General features: G+C 47.5%; 15 protein-coding genes. 6 read left to right on the forward strand and 9 right to left on the reverse strand.

The window, feature by feature from the left end:
* Nucleotides 1-59 precede the first annotated feature (59 nt).
* The 9 genes from ACKTT9_RS05405 to nikC form a co-directional block, all read right to left on the reverse strand.
* Nucleotides 60-1,139 carry a stalk domain-containing protein gene (locus ACKTT9_RS05405; protein ID WP_407870799.1) on the reverse strand — a complete coding sequence of 360 codons (1,080 nt, stop codon included), beginning with the start codon at nt 1,137-1,139 and terminating at the stop codon, nt 60-62.
* Between the two features lie 120 nt (nt 1,140-1,259).
* A complete protein-coding gene (locus tag ACKTT9_RS05410; RefSeq protein WP_407870800.1) occupies nt 1,260-2,147 on the reverse strand; it encodes a DMT family transporter in 888 nt (295 codons plus the stop codon).
* 15 nt (nt 2,148-2,162) lie between these two features.
* Complete coding sequence (locus ACKTT9_RS05415; protein WP_407870801.1) at nt 2,163-3,476, reverse strand: sodium:solute symporter family transporter; 1,314 nt, start codon at nt 3,474-3,476, stop codon at nt 2,163-2,165.
* Nucleotides 3,477-3,478: 2 nt separating this feature from the next.
* The gene (locus ACKTT9_RS05420) at nt 3,479-4,177 is read right to left on the reverse strand and encodes an AraC family transcriptional regulator (RefSeq protein ID WP_315955869.1); all 699 of its coding nucleotides are present in this window, start codon (nt 4,175-4,177) and stop codon (nt 3,479-3,481) included.
* Nucleotides 4,177-4,944 (reverse strand): sensor histidine kinase, encoded by a 768-nt coding sequence (locus ACKTT9_RS05425; RefSeq protein ID WP_407870802.1) that lies wholly within the window; start codon nt 4,942-4,944, stop codon nt 4,177-4,179. The genes ACKTT9_RS05420 and ACKTT9_RS05425 overlap by 1 nt, the downstream gene beginning before the upstream one ends.
* A gap of 77 nt (nt 4,945-5,021) precedes the next feature.
* Nucleotides 5,022-6,029, reverse strand: a complete 1,008-nt coding sequence (locus ACKTT9_RS05430) for an ABC transporter ATP-binding protein (RefSeq protein WP_407870803.1) — start codon at nt 6,027-6,029, stop codon at nt 5,022-5,024.
* Nucleotides 6,026-7,057, reverse strand: coding sequence for an ABC transporter ATP-binding protein (locus ACKTT9_RS05435; RefSeq protein ID WP_407870804.1), 1,032 nt, complete (start codon nt 7,055-7,057; stop codon nt 6,026-6,028). The genes ACKTT9_RS05430 and ACKTT9_RS05435 overlap by 4 nt, the downstream gene beginning before the upstream one ends.
* A gap of 14 nt (nt 7,058-7,071) precedes the next feature.
* Nucleotides 7,072-7,992, reverse strand: coding sequence for an ABC transporter permease (locus ACKTT9_RS05440; RefSeq protein ID WP_407870805.1), 921 nt, complete (start codon nt 7,990-7,992; stop codon nt 7,072-7,074).
* A gap of 80 nt (nt 7,993-8,072) precedes the next feature.
* Nucleotides 8,073-8,972 (reverse strand): nickel transporter permease, encoded by a 900-nt coding sequence (nikC, locus tag ACKTT9_RS05445; protein ID WP_127457364.1) that lies wholly within the window; start codon nt 8,970-8,972, stop codon nt 8,073-8,075.
* Between the two features lie 192 nt (nt 8,973-9,164).
* On the opposite strand from nikC, the gene ACKTT9_RS05450 reads away from it, so the two are divergent.
* From ACKTT9_RS05450 to ACKTT9_RS05475, 6 genes are all read left to right on the forward strand, one after another.
* The gene (locus ACKTT9_RS05450) at nt 9,165-10,391 is read left to right on the forward strand and encodes an amidohydrolase (RefSeq protein WP_407870806.1); all 1,227 of its coding nucleotides are present in this window, start codon (nt 9,165-9,167) and stop codon (nt 10,389-10,391) included.
* Nucleotides 10,388-11,872, forward strand: coding sequence for an amidohydrolase family protein (locus tag ACKTT9_RS05455; RefSeq protein WP_407870807.1), 1,485 nt, complete (start codon nt 10,388-10,390; stop codon nt 11,870-11,872). Before ACKTT9_RS05450 ends, ACKTT9_RS05455 begins: the two co-directional genes overlap by 4 nt.
* Before the next feature lie 39 nt (nt 11,873-11,911).
* Nucleotides 11,912-13,138 carry an amidohydrolase family protein gene (locus ACKTT9_RS05460; RefSeq protein ID WP_181646076.1) on the forward strand — a complete coding sequence of 409 codons (1,227 nt, stop codon included), beginning with the start codon at nt 11,912-11,914 and terminating at the stop codon, nt 13,136-13,138.
* Between the two features lie 302 nt (nt 13,139-13,440).
* Entirely contained in the window at nt 13,441-13,974 is a 534-nt protein-coding gene (locus ACKTT9_RS05465) for an RICIN domain-containing protein (RefSeq protein ID WP_407870808.1), read from the forward strand.
* A gap of 355 nt (nt 13,975-14,329) precedes the next feature.
* A complete protein-coding gene (locus ACKTT9_RS05470; RefSeq protein WP_407870809.1) occupies nt 14,330-15,898 on the forward strand; it encodes a glutathione ABC transporter substrate-binding protein in 1,569 nt (522 codons plus the stop codon).
* A gap of 10 nt (nt 15,899-15,908) precedes the next feature.
* A complete protein-coding gene (locus tag ACKTT9_RS05475) occupies nt 15,909-17,207 on the forward strand; it encodes a purine/pyrimidine permease (protein WP_407870810.1) in 1,299 nt (432 codons plus the stop codon).
* Nucleotides 17,208-17,331: the final 124 nt, after the last annotated feature.

Raw genomic sequence — 17,331 nt, forward strand, 5'->3', positions numbered from 1 at the left:
AAGAGGCTCACCCCTCGTCATTTATATGACTTGGGGCAGCCTCTTTTTTATCAAAATGATTATCTTCTAGCGTTGAAACCAACAAAAGCCTTTGTGTTGAAATCGAACACAGCTGTCAACGGTCCAAGAAGCTCGTCTTGATCTGTGTTGTAAGTAACCGTCACGAAATTGCCGTTAGCAGCTTGAACTTCAGCGAGCAATTTCTTTTGCTCATCGGTGGAAGCCAATACGCCTGCTTCTTTAGCAGAAACGATTTGAACAGCAGCTTCGTCTTGTTTCGTTGTAATATGAGACGCTTGCTCTTTCACTTGCGCCCACGCCAAGTTGCGGTACTCTTGAGCTGCCTCTGGCGACATTTTCGGAGTGCCGATTACAGGGGATTGAGCTTGAACAACGAGCAAGTAAACTGGGCTTTGAGGAGGAAGGCTCTTAGTCTCCATCGGACCGTAGTAAGCTTTAACTTTCGTGCCGGCTTTCAAATCTTCCCAATTCACGGATTCGCCTTGGGACGTCATAACGCGAGTTTCTTTACCTGCATTCAGTACTAAGCCATCTAATTGAACTTGCCAGCCGTCATCTGTATGTTTAACTTCTTTAATGGCATCTTCTTTGACCAGACGGTCTGCATAAACGTTAATGTTTACAGCTTGTGCTTGACCTGGGTAGCTCATTGCCATCGCTGGTCCGAATCCGGCATCAATTTGAGTTCCGACTTTCAGATCGGCTGCAGTTAACGTTTTACCGTCTAAGCCTTTAATAACAGTGGATGAATCTACGTTTAAAATGACCCAAGTGCTGCCAAGCAGCTCGATGCGGGCGCTGCCGTCTTCTTTCGCTTGCACGCTTACAACGACACCGGTTGCACGCATCAAGTCAGCCGCTTCGTCCAACTCGATTTCTTTGTTAGCTTCGTCATATTTTACAGTATATCCAAGCTGAGTTGCAGCATCGCGTACTGGGAGATAGGCTTTTCCATCAATGTAAACAGGTGTAAGTGCGCTGTCTTGTCCATTAACAACAATTTTTACATCCTTTTGCAGGTAACCTGTTACTTTCTCCACGATTCCTTCAGCCCCGACTGCCGCCGTTGTACCTAGGATCCCAGCCAAAGTTAAAATTACAGTTAGTTTCTTTTTCATATGATAAAGCTCCTTCCGGTTTTTGAAATGTAGGTTTATTTATGTCGACAATTCATCAAACGGAAGTCGGTTCGAAAAGGTTGCAGTTGTCCTGAAAAATTTGTTTGTCCATGCATCCGCTCACTGCGAAAGCACCCTCTGAGACTTCCTTTTAGAAAAAGTCAAAGATGCCAACGTAACGCCACCCACGATGAACACGGAACCAAACATTTGCTGTGAAGTAACGAGCTGGCCGAGAACAAGATAGCCAACAATCATCGCAACAAACGGTTCCAGGTTCGAGAACATGGCCGCCTTCGCTGCGCCAACCTTTTGCAGCTGGCTGTTCCAAACGAGGGTGACGATGCCGTGCATCAGGATAGCCGTGACAATGAGCAAGATCCATGCCCATGCTTCATGGCTGATGTTCCAGCCAGTCCCGCCCGCGAGCACAATCGGTACCATCGTGCCGAATCCGACCAGGGTCGAATACACGGTGATGATGATAGGCGGCAGCCTGCGAGCCAACAGACGTACTAAGACAATGGAGATGGCAAACGTAATCATCGTAATAAAAATCCATAGGTGACCGATATGAAAGACCAATCGGGAGCCGTTGAAAACAACGAGAAATATACCCAAGATGGCCATTAACGAGCCGACCAGCATGCTTATCGATAAAGTTTCTTTTAAAAATAGGGCTGCCAAAAGGGCTGTCGTAATGGGGGTTAACGCGAGAATAAGCGCCGAGGTGGTCGGGTCGGCTGTTTCTAATCCTTGATAAAATGACCACTGGTTAATAAACACACCGATGATGCCTAGCAGAATAAGAAGCTTCCACTCTTGTTTGCTAATGGGGAGGAAGCGGTGCCAGATCCATGTATAGACGATTAGAAACAAGGATATGAAGAGCAAGCGAGCCATGGCAATAAATAAGGGGGAGAATTGTTGGACAAGGATGTTGCCAAAAACAAAGTTGCTCCCCCAAACGGTCACGCAAAAGATTAACAACAAGTAGGAACGAAGCATGTAAGTGAATTCCTCTCAATGATTTCCCAGGTGTTTCTTCATCAACTTCCCGCACCAATACACAATCACGAGCAGGCTCGACACCATCATACTCACCCAGACGGCATCTAGATTGCCTAATGTGTAACGGCTTGAATAGCCTGCAACCAGTCCGATCAATGCGCAGAGCGGGATGAAATTGTCCACTTTGCCTTTGCTGAAAACGATGAACAGAAGAGGGACGATGAGTGCCGCGTAGATGATGCCAAAGAAAAAGAGCAGATCCAGAAGTGTAGGGGTATAAAAATAAGTAAGCGCAAACGACAGAACGCCGATCGCTATCGCCAGCATATATCCCATGCGCATCTTCTGTTTCTCATTGGCGTCAGGCTTCAGGAGTGGATACACGTTGCCCGCAATGAGACTGATCATGGAATGCAGACCTGCCCCGAAAGCGGAGGTCACAGCGCCGAATGAACAGAGAACGAACAAAACCAACAGGAAGATGGTATCAATCTTACGGATAAGATCAAACAGGAGCGAATAAATGTTATTAAAACTGCCTGTAAAGATGACAACCATGATTAACGAAGAAAAAGCCAGCGGAACGGTTGCCCAGATGAGGCCGGAGAGCAGGAAGGTAGGCACGATTTTTTTGCCTTCGATCATGTACAGACGCTGCCACGTTGCTTGGTCGACGAAAATTTGCCCGAAGCCGATTAATAGGCCTGTGCACATAAAAAATAAGCCTTCATGATTGTTCAGCACAAGCAAATAAGGATGGTAGAGGCGAATGCCTTGATAGACGTTTTCAACCCCTTTGGCAATGAAGAAATAAAGCGGGATCAAGATCGCTGCGGCAAACATCAGGATGACTTGAACGAACGCCAAGCGCTGGATAAGCGCCATGCCGCCAAAGCCTACATAGATCACGCAAAGCAGGAAAAAACAAAGCATGCCGATCGAAATCGGAACGCCCAGCAGAATGTTAACAAGCACGCCGGCAGCCATTCCTTGGGTAAACAAGCCCTCAATGCTGGTGATAAGCAGAATCACAATCATCATCCAATAGCCGACACCGTGCAGTTTATTTTGAAAAAAATCCCCAATAGTTAAGCCATCGCCGTACTCTCTACGCACCTTTTTTCCAAGCCATCCGAAAGCCATTAGCGCGATAGCTCCCATTAACGCATAGCCAATTCCACCAAAGATGCCGTATTTGACGAGTGCTTCGGGAGAAGCGAAGATGGTAATTCCGGTTACCCATCTGGCTAAGATCGCGATGACCCCGAGGCCAATGCCAATCTTGGCTGCTCCCTGCGCATATTCACGAAATGATTGGTACTGCAAGATTATTTCTCCTTCTCGCGAAATTCTTTCGGTGTTTGGTTGGTGCTTTTGCGGAAAATGGTGCAGAAGTAATGCTGGCTGTTAAAGCCGCTTTTCTCTGATACGGTAGAAATACTCCATTCGGGATGGGCGATGAGATACTTTTTAGAAATCTGGATGCGGTACTGCATTAAGTATTCAGAGAACGACACACCAACCTCGTCATGGAAACGCCGACTTAAATAGGTTGGGTTAATATGAACCTCGGCAGCAAGGTCGGCAAGCGCGAGCTTCTCCGCATATTTTTCATGGATGATAGTAAGCGCGTCATGAATGACATGGGAGTACTTGGATTGCGGCATTTTGTTGCGGTATTTGCTTAGAATATCCACTAATTCGCTTTGAATGACCGGCTTTGTCATGTAATCCACTACGCCTAGTCGGATGGATTGTTTGGCATAGTGGAAGTTTTGGTAAGCGGTGACGATAATGAATTCCATATCCTGATTATGCTGACGCAGCTCTTCGCCAAGCTCCAGCCCTGATTTGCCTGGTAAATTGATATCCAGAAAGGCCAGATGAATTTTCACCTTTTGGCTAACGGCGGCAGCCTGGCTGCTATCGGATGCTTTGTACAAATTCCAATAAGGAAAAAGCGGGTGAATCAGATACTCAAGCTGCTCCAGCTCAAGGGGCTCGTCATCCACGAGTAATACGTTCATTAAGTCACCTCTTTTAAGTTAGGTTCTAGGATGAAAGGCCATTTGACTTGCACTTTCGTGCCTGTCTCCGGGATCGATTGAATCTGCAAGCTGGCGTGATCGCTGAAGTAGAGATGCAGACGGCGTCGGATGTTGTCCAAGCCATGCCCGCTTTTCTCTTCGATGGCTGCTTCCACTTGCTCCATCGTGCCATTATCGAAGACCGTAAGGTTAGCCATTTCTTGCTCAAGGAAAAAATGGATATCCAGGTTCACGGCGCCAATTTTCCTCTCCAGCCCGTGCTTAAACGCATTCTCAACGATGGTTTGCAAAACAAAAGGCGGGATATAGGCATCCTGAATGTCATCCTCACACGTTAGCGTGACCGTAAGGCGAGCGCCGAAACGCAGCTTTTGAATCTCGATGTAGTACTCTGTGTAACGAATCTCCTCCCGAAGAGGGATGACGGGTTCCGTGGTTTTATATTTAAACTTAAGGAATTGGGAGAAAACCTCAAGGGCTCTGACCAACTCTTCCGTCCGTTCCAATCGCGCCAGGGTTAGAATCACATTCAACGAATTGAATAAAAAATGGGGCTGAATTTGCTGATTCAATTGGTTGTAAAGCGATTGCTGAAGCTCTTTTTCCAGCTCGATCTTTTTTGTTTTGTTTTCCAAGAGATCGATGCGCTTCTCGAAAACGAACAAAAATAATAAAGTAATAGCTCCAATAATTGGAGCTAGAATGAACAATAAAATGAGTAAGGTAAAACCCTCAAAGCTAAGCATGAGATCCCTTCTGCATACGTTTTAATATATGGTTTCTCTACCAGTTTAAATTATTCGTCATGATAAAGCGAATGAAGTCAATAATTACCTGAAGCAATCAAGTGGCAAGCGACTTGATGTCCTTCACTGGTGTAGCGCAGCTCTGGCTCTTGCGATTTGCACGCTTCGACGGCGAACGGGCAGCGTGTATGAAAGCGGCATCCTTGCGGCGGATTGATGGGAGAGGGAACATCACCGGTCAACAGGATGCGCTCCTTCTTTTCCTTCTGATTGGGTACAGGAATAGCGGAAAGGAGTGCTTTGGTATAAGGATGCTGCGGGTTATCGAAAAGCGATCTTTTATCAGCGATTTCTACGATTTTTCCCAGATACATGACCATCACTCTGTCGGAGATGTGGCGTACTACGCCTAGATCATGAGAGATAAACAGATAAGTCAGTTTATACTGTTTCTGCAGCTTCTTCAAGAGGTTCAGCACTTGTGCCTGAATCGACACATCCAGGGCGGATACGGCTTCATCGCAGATGATCAGCTTCGGCTCCACAGCGAGTGCGCGTGCGATGCCGATACGTTGGCGTTGGCCACCGCTGAATTCATGCGGGTACCGATCGATATGGTCCGGCCGTAACCCGACGTTGTCGAGCAATTCCTTAATACGTTCTGTCCGCTTTTCCTTCGGAATGACAGCTTGTATGGCCAGTGCTTCGCCGAGAATTTGGCGGACGGTTTGCCTTGGATTCAGCGATGCGAAAGGATCTTGGAAAATGACTTGCATGTCTTTGCGCAGCTTTCTGAGCTCGCTTTTATTCAGGCCCAGGACATCTTTATCCTGAAAACGAATATCTCCTCCGGTCGGTTCATCCAGGCGCAGCAAGGCTCGTCCTGTGGTTGATTTGCCACAGCCTGATTCACCTACAATACTAAGCGTTTCACCTTCATAGATGCTAAAGCTGATGTCGTCCACAGCTTTTACATGGTTGACGGTTCGTCCCAAGATGCCGCCTTTGATCGGAAAGTATTGTTTCAAATGGTCGATTTCAACTAAAACGTTTTTCTCCACGTTACGTTCCACAGGTATGGTCATTGGATGGAATCCCCCGCTTTCCTATGCGCATCAGGCTGTGCGTCCCATTCTGGTGTATACATCCAGCAGCGAACCTGACTGTCGTTGCCGACATCGGTTAGCTCCGGCATCGATGCCTGACATAACTCTCTGGCGTGAGGACAACGAGGAGCAAAACGGCATCCCTCCGGCATGTTGTACGGACTTGGGACACTTCCTTTGATTGCTTGCAGCTCTTCTTGGTCTTGGTCCGCGCGAGGCAGAGAGTTAAGTAATCCGATGGTGTAAGGATGTTTCGGATTGGCAAACAATTCGCTGGCATCGGTATATTCGACGATTTTGCCGGCATACATGACAGCGACGCGGTCACATGTTTCCGAAACGACGCCTAGATCATGCGTGATCATGATGATACTCATGCCCAGTTGCTTTTGCAGCAGCTTCATTAAATCGAGAATTTGTGCTTGAATCGTGACATCAAGAGCCGTTGTCGGCTCATCCGCAATCAGTATTTCCGGGTTGCAGGCCATCGCCATCGCGATCATCACGCGCTGCCGCATGCCTCCGCTAAGTTCATAAGGCTCTTGTTTGGCGCGTTTCTCCGGGGACGGAATGCCGACAAGACGCAGCATGTCGACGGCTTTCTCCCAAGCTTCCTTTCGGCTCATCTTCTGGTGATGGCGAAACACTTCCGCTATTTGTTCTCCAACTGTGTACACGGGATTTAAGGAAGTCATAGGCTCTTGGAAAATCATCGAAATTTCGTTGCCTCGGATGGCACCCATCTCTTTATCCGTTTTCTTCAATAAATCTTGCCCTTTAAACAGGATTTCCCCGTTAAGGATGCGTCCGGGAGGACTTGCGATCAGTCTAAGGATGGAAAGCGATGTGATACTTTTACCGCAGCCCGATTCGCCTACAAGTCCGAGTGTTTCCCCTTTATGGAGCGTAAAGTCAATCCCGTCAACAGCTCGGCTTACGCCTTCATTGGTAAAGAAGTGTGTCTGAAGATTGCTTACTTCCAGAGCCTTTTCTTGTTGTTTAAGCATCTCATTCCCTCCTTTTAATCCAGCTCGATACGTTTGTTGAAGTTGCGATACAGTACGTCGACTGCAAGGTTAACCAAGACGAAAATCATGGACGCGACCAATACGCCGCCTTGAACCACAGGCAAGTCACGCATGCGGATGGCATCTACAATCAGCCGTCCAAGTCCGTTGATAGCAAAGACAGACTCTACCAATACCGTACCGCCGAGCAGTACGCCGAATTGTAGACCAACCACGGTAATGACAGGGATTAGCGCGTTCTTCAGGGCGTGCTTATAAATAATAATGCGTAATTTCAAACCTTTTGCTTTGGCTGTTCGAATATAATCCTGGCGAATGACATCCAGCATGGTCGAACGCGTCATCCGGGCGACAATAGCGGCACCTGAAGCACCAAGCGTGATCGCCGGGAGCACAACATGTTTCCAAGTTCCCCAGCCTGCGACAGGAAAAATGTGCATTTTCACGGAGAAAAAGTAAATCAGCGAGAGCCCGAGACAGAAGCTGGGCAAAGATACACCGAGCAAAGCGATGATCATGATCGTAATATCAGATACCGTGTATTGCTTCGTTGCGGATACGATGCCGGCAAGCATCCCCAAAACAATAGTGATGAAAATACTGGCCACAGCAAGTTCAATAGTGATAGGCAAACGAATCATGATTTCTTTAAAAACAGGCAGATTGGAACGCAGAGAGGTCCCGAAATCTCCTTGAACCACGTCAAAGACGTACTGGACATATTGAATAAATAATGGCTGATCCAGCCCCAATTGATGCCGAATGCGTTCTACGGTCTCAGCGGAAGCCCCTTCTCCTGCAAGCAGAACGGCCGGATCGCCCGGTACGAGCTGCATAATCAGGAACACGACTAGAATGACGCCGAGCAGTACCGGGATCATCTGGAGCAGCCGGCGAATGATGTATACGAACATGGATATCCCCCTTAAAGTCTTCCTTTAGGAAGACTATCTTCGAAAGCATACGCTTAGAGTTTTCCTTTAGGAAAACGAGCTTACTGTTTCATTCTTGGATCCAAAGCATCTCTGAGCCCGTCTCCAAATACGTTAAAACCAATAACTAATGTAGAGATAGCTAGTCCCGGAAATAAAGCCAAATAAGGGACTGTGAATAAAAAGTCGCGGCCATTGCTCAGCATGGCACCCCACTCAGGCAGAGGCGGTTGAGCGCCTAGTCCCAAGAAAGACAAGCCTGCGGCAGAGAGGATAGCCGTTGCGAGCCTTAGAGTCGCTTGAACGATAATCGGTGACAGGATGTTGGGGAAAATGTGCACGAAGATGATTCGCATATCGCTGGCCCCTAATGAGCGAATGGCGTCGATGTATTCCAATTTTTTAACCGACAAGGTCGAACCACGAACGATCCGGGCGAACATCGGAATGGAAAATACGCCAATGGCGATCATGACATTGATTAGACTTGGGCCTAAGGCGCTTACGATAGCGAGGGCGAGCAAAATGCCCGGGAAAGCAAGCAAAACGTCAATCACACGCATGATGATCGTATCCACCCATTTTCCGTAATAGCCGGCAAATAACCCGAGAACGATTCCGAAGAAGGCTCCGATAAATACGGCTACGAACCCTACAGATAGTGAGAGGCGTGTCCCGACAATCAACCGGCTAAGCACGTCGCGACCCTTATCGTCCGTCCCCATCCAATGTTCGACTGAGGGAGGTTTTAGTTTGTTCACTAAATCAATATGATAGGGATCGTATGGTGCTAGCAGCGGAGCGAAGATTGCGACAAGGAAGTAAAAAAGAATTACGTACCCACCCAACATCGCTAACTTATTTTTCCGAAGCTTTAAATAAAATGTTCTCCACTTGCCAGGACGAGCGGAGAGAGCCTGTTTTGGTAGCGCTTGCTTTTGTCCAGCATATTCAACATTCATCTAGCAGTCCTCCTTTGTTTAATTAAAGTTATCAGAAAACAAGGCGAAGTAAATAAGCTTTGGGCAACTCGTAAAGATACCTTAAATAGAAGTAAAGATTGTGAAAATAAAACACAGAATATTCTTTATAATTGAGGGAGTACGAGCAAATCACACCGAATTTTGGGAAAAGGAAGGAAGGGTGAGCAATTCGTGAGTTCATCTTATTGGTTAACCAATGTTCGTCTGGAGAGTGGCTATTTGTATGATAATGGCGTGATCTCCGGGACAGAAACAGAAATCTGCCATCTACGTATAGAGGGCGGTGTCATCCATGAAATCGTTACAGCGGATAAACCGCTAGAAACAGATCTTCCGAAGCAAGACGGAAAAAATCTGCTGTTGTTGCCATCATTTATTGAAAAACATGTTCATTTGGATAAGACGTTAATTGGGGATACGTGGCGTGCAGTCACCCCTGTAGCTAATATCATGGGACGCTTCGAAGTGGAGAAACGGATTCTTCCTTCACTGCCGACTTCGACCCAGGAGCGAGCAGAAAACTTGCTGGCTACGCTATTAAGTGCTGGTTCAACTGAAGTGCGGACGCATGTGGATATTTATCCGGAAGCAGGACTGCATAACTTGGAAGCCGTGCAGAAGGCGTTGGATACTTATGAGGGGAAACTTTCTTATGAAATAGTAGCTTTTCCACAGCATGGCTTATTGCGATCCGGCTCCAAAGAGCTGGTTAGAGCAGCCCTTCGTGAAGGCGCTACGCTGATCGGCGGCGTCGATCCCGCCATGGTGGACGGGGACGTTGAAGCGTCTTTGCAGCAAATGATGGAGCTGGCTGTTGAGGCGAATGCAGGCGTCGATTTGCATCTGCACGATCCGGATTATTTGGGCACTTTTACCATGAGACGGTTGGCAGCGCTTACGATGGAAGCGGGTTTGCAAGGAAGAGTGGCGATCAGCCACGCGTTCGCTCTTGGCGAGGTGCCTGCCGGTGAAGCGGCGGAATTGTCCGCTATTTTAGCCGAGGCCGGCATTACGATCATCACAAGCGCGCCCCACAGCAGAACGCTGCCGCCGGTACCGCTTTTGCATGAGAAAGGGGTGGCTGTTGCAGCAGGCTGCGATAATATCTTCGATACGTGGCAACCTTTCGGGAACGGGGACATTTTGGAACGAGCAGGCCGTTTAGCCGAACGCTTCCGCTGGATTGACGAATATTCCTTGTCGCAATCGCTCGGTTTCATTACTGGCGGAAAGACGCCGCTGGATCGAGACGGCAAACGCGCATGGCCTAATGTCGGAGATGAGGCTAGCGTGGTTCTGGTGGAGGCTACTTCCACGGCGGAGGCTGTCGCGAGAAGAGCTGAACGCAAGGCCGTCTTCTACCGCGGGACATTGGTGGCAGGAGGACTCCAGCCATGATCGATTTATTACTCGTTCATGGCGTCGTGATTACCATGGATCAAGATCGTCGCATTCTCGAGAATGGGGCTGTCGCGATCCACGATGGGAGAATTCTGGAGGTTGCTGACACCGAGCAATTACTTGCGAAGTATGAGGCGAAGAAAACGATCGATTGCAATCATCACTGTGTCCTGCCTGGATTGATCGATGTCCATGGTCACGGCGGCCATTCCATGTTCAAGACAATCGCCATGGACAATATCAGTTTCTGGATGCCGATCATGACGCATACGTATAAGCACTTTGTAACGGATGAGTTCTGGTATTACGAAGGTAAGCTGAACGCGCTTGAACGTTTAAAAGCAGGGATCACGACAGGCGCCTGTGTGCTTGGTTCGATGCCTCGCTCCGACGATCCGATCTTTGCGCTTAATCATGCCAAAGCTTACTCCGAAGTTGGCATTCGGGAGATCGTCTGTACGGGTCCTTGCAATCCGCCGTGGCCGCATTCGTTCAGCCGCTGGGTGGATGGGAAGCGGGTAACCAAAGAAGTGACTTACGAAGAAGTGCTAAAAGGTGCCGAGTCGGTCATTGAGGCTTTGAATCACGCGCACGACGATCACATTCGTGCTTTCATCACGCCTTTTGTGATCGTTACTTCCGTTAACCCGTCAGCCCCGACGCCGCCGGATCAGTTATATGGCTTAACCGATCATGATCGCTATCAAGCGAAAAAGATTCGCGAGATCGCTCGAAAATATAACACGCGGATACACTCGGATGCCTTCGGAGGCATGATTCATCTGGCGATTCAAGATAAAGAAAACGCTTTGCTTGGACCCGATGTGCATCTGCAGCATTGCCGCGGCATTTCGTTTGATGAAGCGCGAATTTTGGCTGAAACAGGTACCAATGTTAGCTCTGCACCAGGATTCGGACAGGTGAATGCGCGAACGCCTATCACGGAACTGATGGAGATGGGCGCAACGGTGGCGATTTCCACGGACGGTACCTCCCCGGCAGCCAGCTTTGACATGTTTCAAGCGATGCGCAAGACGCAGATGATTCATCAGGCAGCGCTCAAAGATTACTACTATTTGCCGGCTGGCAAGCTGCTTGAGATGGTGACGATTGATGCCGCCCGCTGTGTAGGCTGGGATGATGAACTAGGCTCTTTGGAAGCTGGGAAAAAAGCGGATGTGATTACGGTCAACATGCGCCAGCCTCATTTGACACCGGAGTATATGTATGTGCACCGTTTGGTCCATCAGGCCGTGGGGAGCGACGTAGACAACGTTATCGTGAATGGAAAAATCGTGATGGAAGATCGCAAAGTGCTAACCGTTGATGAATTTTCGGCACTTGATGAAGCGAATGAAGAAGCGAAGCGGACGATTGAGCGTGCCGGACTGCAGAAATATATGGAACCGACCAAATATTTCTGGGGTCACTCCAGAGCTTATGTGGATGAGAAACGTTTTGATCCTGAGTTGCTGTAAGAGATTACAAATTTGACAGGGAGAAAGGGTGTAACCAACATGAGTATGACAACGACTTATTGGCTAACTAACGTTTGTTTGGAGAGCGGCTATCGCTATGAAAATGGAAGAATTGCAGGCACAGAAACGGAGATTTGTCACCTCCTTATTGAAGATGGGAAGATTGCGCAAATCGTGTCTGCTGACGCAAGCTTAGACAGCGATCTGCCTAAGCAAGACGCGAAGAAGCTGCTTCTGCTTCCAGCGTTCCGCGATATGCATATTCATATCGATAAAACGTATTACGGAGGGCCGTGGAAAGCTTGTTCCCCGCCCGTGAACATTTTTACTCGTTTAAAGGAAGAAGAGACGCTGCTGACAGAGCTGCTCCCAACGGCCAGGGAACGAGCGGAAGCGATGCTTGGACTGTTGCTGAAAAACGGCACGACCCACGTCCGCAGCCATTGCAACATCGATCCCTATATTGGCTTGAAAAATCTTGAAGCCACTCTGCAAGCTTTTGAAACTTATTCGGGCAAGCTGTCTGGCGAAATTGTAGCCTTCCCGCAGCACGGGCTGCTGCGCAGCAACGTTGTGGAGATGGCGCGCGAGGCGCTGCGAATGGGAGCGACATCCATGGGTGGCGTAGACCCGGCTTCGGTCGATCAGAACATTGAGAAATCGTTGAATACGATTATGGAATTGGCTGTAGAGGCTGATGCTGACGTGGACGTTCACATCCATGATCCGGGTCATTTAGGTATCTTCACATTCAAAAGGCTTGCCGCACTAACCGAGGAAGCGGGTTGGCAGGGGCGCGTAACCGTCAGCCATGCGCTAGGTTTTGCTGACGTTCCGGTCGAGCTGCAAAGCGAAGTGGCCGAGCTGTTTGCTCAGCTGGGCATCGCGATCACCTCGACCGTGCCAATTAACCGAGCGACGATACCGATTCCGCTGCTCAAGCAAAAAGGCGTATCCGTCTCGCTAGGCGACGATAGCATTACGGATCATTGGTCCCCATTCGGCCAAGGAGACAGTTTGGAAAGAGTCGGCCGTCTGGCGGAGCGATTCCGCTGGAGTGATGAGCGCTCGCTAGCGCAGGCGCTCGGCTTTATTACAGGCGACAAGCTTCCGCTTTCTGCGGAAGGTGCCCGCGTCTGGCCAGCTGTTGGCGACGAAGCAAGCGCGGTGCTTGTTCACGCGAGTTGTTCGGCGGAAGCGGTAGCGCGGAGAGCCGAGCGTCAAGCGGTGCTGTATCGCGGGAATGTCGTTTCCGGTTCGTTGTAATCACCAAAGGCATAGTTTTCTCTCATTCGGGAGAGGGCTATGCCTTTTTTTTGTTGTAGGTTTCACAACTTCATGATCATATTTGTCATGCTGGTAAGGAACTAGTCAGGAATACACCGAAAATATCAATGAAAAGAGTACTGCCAGTAGTGTAGGATGGAATTGAAATTAATCCCAAATAAAGAATTTAATGAGAACTTGATTACCTGACTGATTTAGGAGGTGATTAAAGTGTAATACATAAAACTCGTTCTTAAATATCACTGGCGTAAGTTAATCAATTAAAAAGGGAGTGCACTTTCATGAAACAATGTCTAATTAGGTACGGATGGATAACGATATTGGTGCTTGTGTTAGTTGCATCCATCTCGCCATTCGCAGGAACTTCGACGTCGTACGCATCGGGAACACAATTTGCTCTGAGACTTATTAATGAACGCAGCTTAAAGGCGCTATCCGTCAGCGGATGGGATAAACAAGCGGAAGGTGCGCTAATTCAACAATTTCCGAATGTAGAAGGGGATTATCAGAAATGGTATCTTGAATATTTAGGAAACGGATATTATCATATCAGAAACGTAGGCAGCGGATATTTATTGGATGTTAGCGGAGTATCTTCCTATGATGGGGCCAATGTCATTCAATGGCCAGACAATAACGGGTGGAACCAGCAGTGGGAAATTATCGGAACCGGTGAAAATGATCCGGTGAAAATTAAAAACCGAGGCAGCGGTAAATTGTTAGATATGTCGGGACAATCGACATCCGATGGAGGGCAAGCCATTCAATGGTATGATAATGGCGGCCACAATCAGCACTGGTATTTATTATCATAACGAATACTCGTCAAACCTAATAAAACTGTCAAGGTAAGGTGAACTTGGCGGTTTTATTATTTTTTTAAGAAAAAGAAGTAAAGATTATATAAATACAAGTAAAGATTGTGAAACTAAATAATCTGAAAATTATTTATTATCTAAATAAGAAGATCATTCATTCGTAAAGGGGATTTTGCATGAAAGATACTATGTTAGCGCTTTCTTGGTCGTAGCTTGTTTGCATATTAAAAATAGTAAAGATATTGTAAATAGACGTAAAGAATGTGCAATGTTCTAAAGCTATTTTTTTCTATAATGCTAATAAGCCATTTTAAAGTAGTAGATAAACGATAGAAATAGGAGGGTTTATACAATGAAAAGAAAACTTATTCTCGGCGGCTTTCTCGCGATATCCCTTGTAGGTATGTCCGTGTTGGCCGGATGCTCCTCTTCACCAGATTCGACAACAGATAGCGGGAAAGCCGCGGAAGCTTCCCAAGCGGGCGGTACGCTAACCATCGCAAGAAAAGCGGACGCGAACAACCTGGATCCGCAATTTATTACAAACATTCCTTCAGCGAACTACATTTATGGTAAAGTTTACGAAGGCCTGCTCATGACAGATAAAAATATGGAGTACAAGCCTTCTCTGGCATCAGAGTGGAAACAAGTCGATGACTTAACTTGGGAGTTCAAGCTGCGTCAGGGTGTGAAGTTCCACGATGGCACGCCGTTCACGGCAGATGCGGTTAAGAAGACAATGGAGCGTGCTTTGGATCCAAAAGTCAATTCGCCAAGAGCAAGCAATTTCTCCATGGTCAAAGAAGTGAAGGTTGTGGACGACTATACCGTTCAATTCATTTTGTCTTATCCGTACGCGCCTATCCTGTCCATTCTTGCTAGCACTGAAGGCAGTATCCTTAGCCCGAAAGCCATTGCAGAACAAGCGGACAAGCTTTCCAAAAACCCGATCGGAACGGGTCCATTCAAATTCCAGTCTTGGACGCCAGGACAAGAGATGGTTCTTGTCAAAAATGATACCTACTGGGGCGAGATTCCGAAAGTAGATAAGGTTGTTTATAAAGTAGTTCCAGAGGATACTACGCGTGTCGCCATGGTGGAATCAGGTGAAGTTCAGATTAGCGATCAATTGCCTGTAACCGAATTAGACCGCGTGAAAAATTCTTCTTCCATGACGCTAGCTCGCACCGAAGGGCTTGGGGTAGAATACATCGGCTTTAACACAAAGAAAAAACCGTTCGATGACCCGCGCGTTCGTCAAGCATTCTCCTATGCCATTGAAAAGGACTCCATTATCAAAGGCGTTTATAACGGCGTGGGCAGCAAAGCGATCTCGGCTCTTTCTCCTAAGATGATCGGATTTAATGCTAATTTGGCCGAATATACGTACAACATCAACAAGGCGAAAGAATTGCTTGCTGAGGCTGGTTTTCCAAATGGATTTAAAACATCTATTGTAACTGACGATAGAAAAGAGCGCATTAACCTGGCGGAAGTCGTTCAATCTCAGTTGAAAGGCATTGGCATCGACCTCGAAATCAAAGTGATGGAGTATGGTGCTTACCTGGATATTACCGGTAAAGGCGAACACAATCTGTTTATCGGCGGCTGGGGCAATGCGACCGGGGATGCGGATTACAATCAGTACAATGTGTTTCACAGCTCTTCCCATGGAAGCAAAGGCAATCTGGCTTTCTACACCAACGCAGAAGTGGATAAGCTAATTGAAGACGGCCGTCGTGAGAAAGATGTGGAGAAACGTAAAGAGATTTACGCCAAAGTGCAAGATATCGAGATGAAAGACAGTCCGTTAATTCCGATTCGCACGATTGATCACGTAGCCGTAACAGCTAAAAATGTCAAAGGATTCACGTTGAGTCCAATCGGATATCTGATGTTAAACGATGTTACCGTAAAGTAAGGGAGGTACAATGGAAACACAAAATCGCCGGTTCTACGGCAGCTTAAGCACATTTCAATGGTTTATTTTCCTGCTGGCCAATTCTGTCGCACTGCCTATCGTCATCGGTGGCATTTTTCATTTATCGATAGAAGAAGTTTCGGCGTTGATGCAGAGAACATTTTTGGTCGTTGGCTTGAGTTCTTTCATCCAAGGATGGTTAGGGCATCGGTATCCGATCGCGGACGGTCCCGCAGGTTCATGGGTCAGTGTGTTTGTGATATTAGCAGACGTAGCAGTCAGACAGGGGCAAAGCTTAAAGGAAACGCTGCAAATTTTGGAGGGTGGATTCCTTATTGCGGGTCTACTCCTCCTTATCCTTGGCTTGAGCGGATATTTCCACCGATTGCTGTTCCTGTTCACCCCTCTGGTTACCGGTTCTTTTCTTTTGATCTTAGCGCTTCAACTTAGCGGTGTTTTTATGAAAGGAATGATCGCTTTACAAGGAGAATCATCCTTGCCCGATTATGGAACTGCAGCTATATCGTTTGGCGTGTTTATTCTCGTCATCCTTCTTTCGGTCAAAGGAAAAGGTTGGATCAAAAACTATGCCGTGCTGATCGGAATCTTATCCGGGTGGCTGCTATATACGCTGCTCGGCAAAAGTTCGGCTTCCGTTAGTACGAACGAATCTTGGGTTAAGCTGCCGGAGTTGTTCGCATGGGGAAATCCGCATTTTAATGCCGGAATCGTGATCACGGCCATTCTGTTTACGTTTATTTTAGTGTCCAATACGATCGCTGCAGTTTCGGCTGTCAGCCAAGTAGTACCGGAAGCTCCGGGGAAATTAAAAGAAACCTTGAATCGCGGAGGAATAGCCGGTGGAATTTCTCACTTCTTGTGTGCTATATTCTCGACAATTGGCGTCGTTCCTTTACCGGTATCCGCGGGCTTTATTCGACTAACCGAACAGACCCGGGTTCGCCCGTTTCTTGTGGCTTGTTTGGCCTTGTCGGGGATTTCCCTGGTTCCGGTTATCGTTAATTTCTTGGCGCTGCTCCCAGGACCAATCGCTACGGCGGCCTTACTGGCATCATTTGTTCAAATGATCGGAATTGCCTTTCAGTCGATTCTAAAGGAAACACTGGATCAACGCCGACTGACGATTCTGGGCATTACGCTTTTGATTAGCATTGGACTTATGTTTCTTCCGTCAACAGCATTCCAAGGGCTTCCATCGATCTTGCAATATGTATTCAGCAATGGACTGCTTGTAGGCACGATGATTGTGATTTTGCTTGAACAACTATGGAAAGCCGATAAAGCATAAGCATATATCTATAAAAATTGTCGCTATCTGGCCTCAGAGCTGGAGAAGCGGCAATTTTTTGCGTTGACAACGGTCAGTGCAACCGAATGCAACGAAATCTTATATTGCCGTTACAAGTGACTTC

The sequence above is a fragment of the Paenibacillus sp. P36 genome, from assembly GCF_045866505.1.
GTDB classification, from domain to species: domain Bacteria; phylum Bacillota; class Bacilli; order Paenibacillales; family NBRC-103111; genus Paenibacillus_E; species Paenibacillus_E chondroitinus.

Excerpts from the sequence above, each read along its gene's own strand:
- ACKTT9_RS05440 (WP_407870805.1), bottom strand. The coding sequence starts at position 7,992 with ATGTTCGTATACATCATTCGCCGGCTGCTCCAGATGATCCCGGTACTG.
- ACKTT9_RS05420 (WP_315955869.1), bottom strand. The coding sequence starts at position 4,177 with ATGAACGTATTACTCGTGGATGACGAGCCCCTTGAGCTGGAGCAGCTT.
- ACKTT9_RS05405 (WP_407870799.1), bottom strand. The coding sequence starts at position 1,139 with ATGAAAAAGAAACTAACTGTAATTTTAACTTTGGCTGGGATCCTAGGT.
- ACKTT9_RS05470 (WP_407870809.1), top strand. The coding sequence starts at position 14,330 with ATGAAAAGAAAACTTATTCTCGGCGGCTTTCTCGCGATATCCCTTGTA.
- ACKTT9_RS05430 (WP_407870803.1), bottom strand. The coding sequence starts at position 6,029 with ATGACCATACCTGTGGAACGTAACGTGGAGAAAAACGTTTTAGTTGAA.
- nikC (WP_127457364.1), bottom strand. The coding sequence starts at position 8,972 with ATGAATGTTGAATATGCTGGACAAAAGCAAGCGCTACCAAAACAGGCT.
- ACKTT9_RS05410 (WP_407870800.1), bottom strand. The coding sequence starts at position 2,147 with ATGCTTCGTTCCTACTTGTTGTTAATCTTTTGCGTGACCGTTTGGGGG.
- ACKTT9_RS05435 (WP_407870804.1), bottom strand. The coding sequence starts at position 7,057 with ATGCTTAAACAACAAGAAAAGGCTCTGGAAGTAAGCAATCTTCAGACA.
- ACKTT9_RS05460 (WP_181646076.1), top strand. The coding sequence starts at position 11,912 with ATGAGTATGACAACGACTTATTGGCTAACTAACGTTTGTTTGGAGAGC.
- ACKTT9_RS05425 (WP_407870802.1), bottom strand. The coding sequence starts at position 4,944 with ATGCTTAGCTTTGAGGGTTTTACCTTACTCATTTTATTGTTCATTCTA.
- ACKTT9_RS05465 (WP_407870808.1), top strand. The coding sequence starts at position 13,441 with ATGAAACAATGTCTAATTAGGTACGGATGGATAACGATATTGGTGCTT.
- ACKTT9_RS05475 (WP_407870810.1), top strand. The coding sequence starts at position 15,909 with ATGGAAACACAAAATCGCCGGTTCTACGGCAGCTTAAGCACATTTCAA.
- ACKTT9_RS05455 (WP_407870807.1), top strand. The coding sequence starts at position 10,388 with ATGATCGATTTATTACTCGTTCATGGCGTCGTGATTACCATGGATCAA.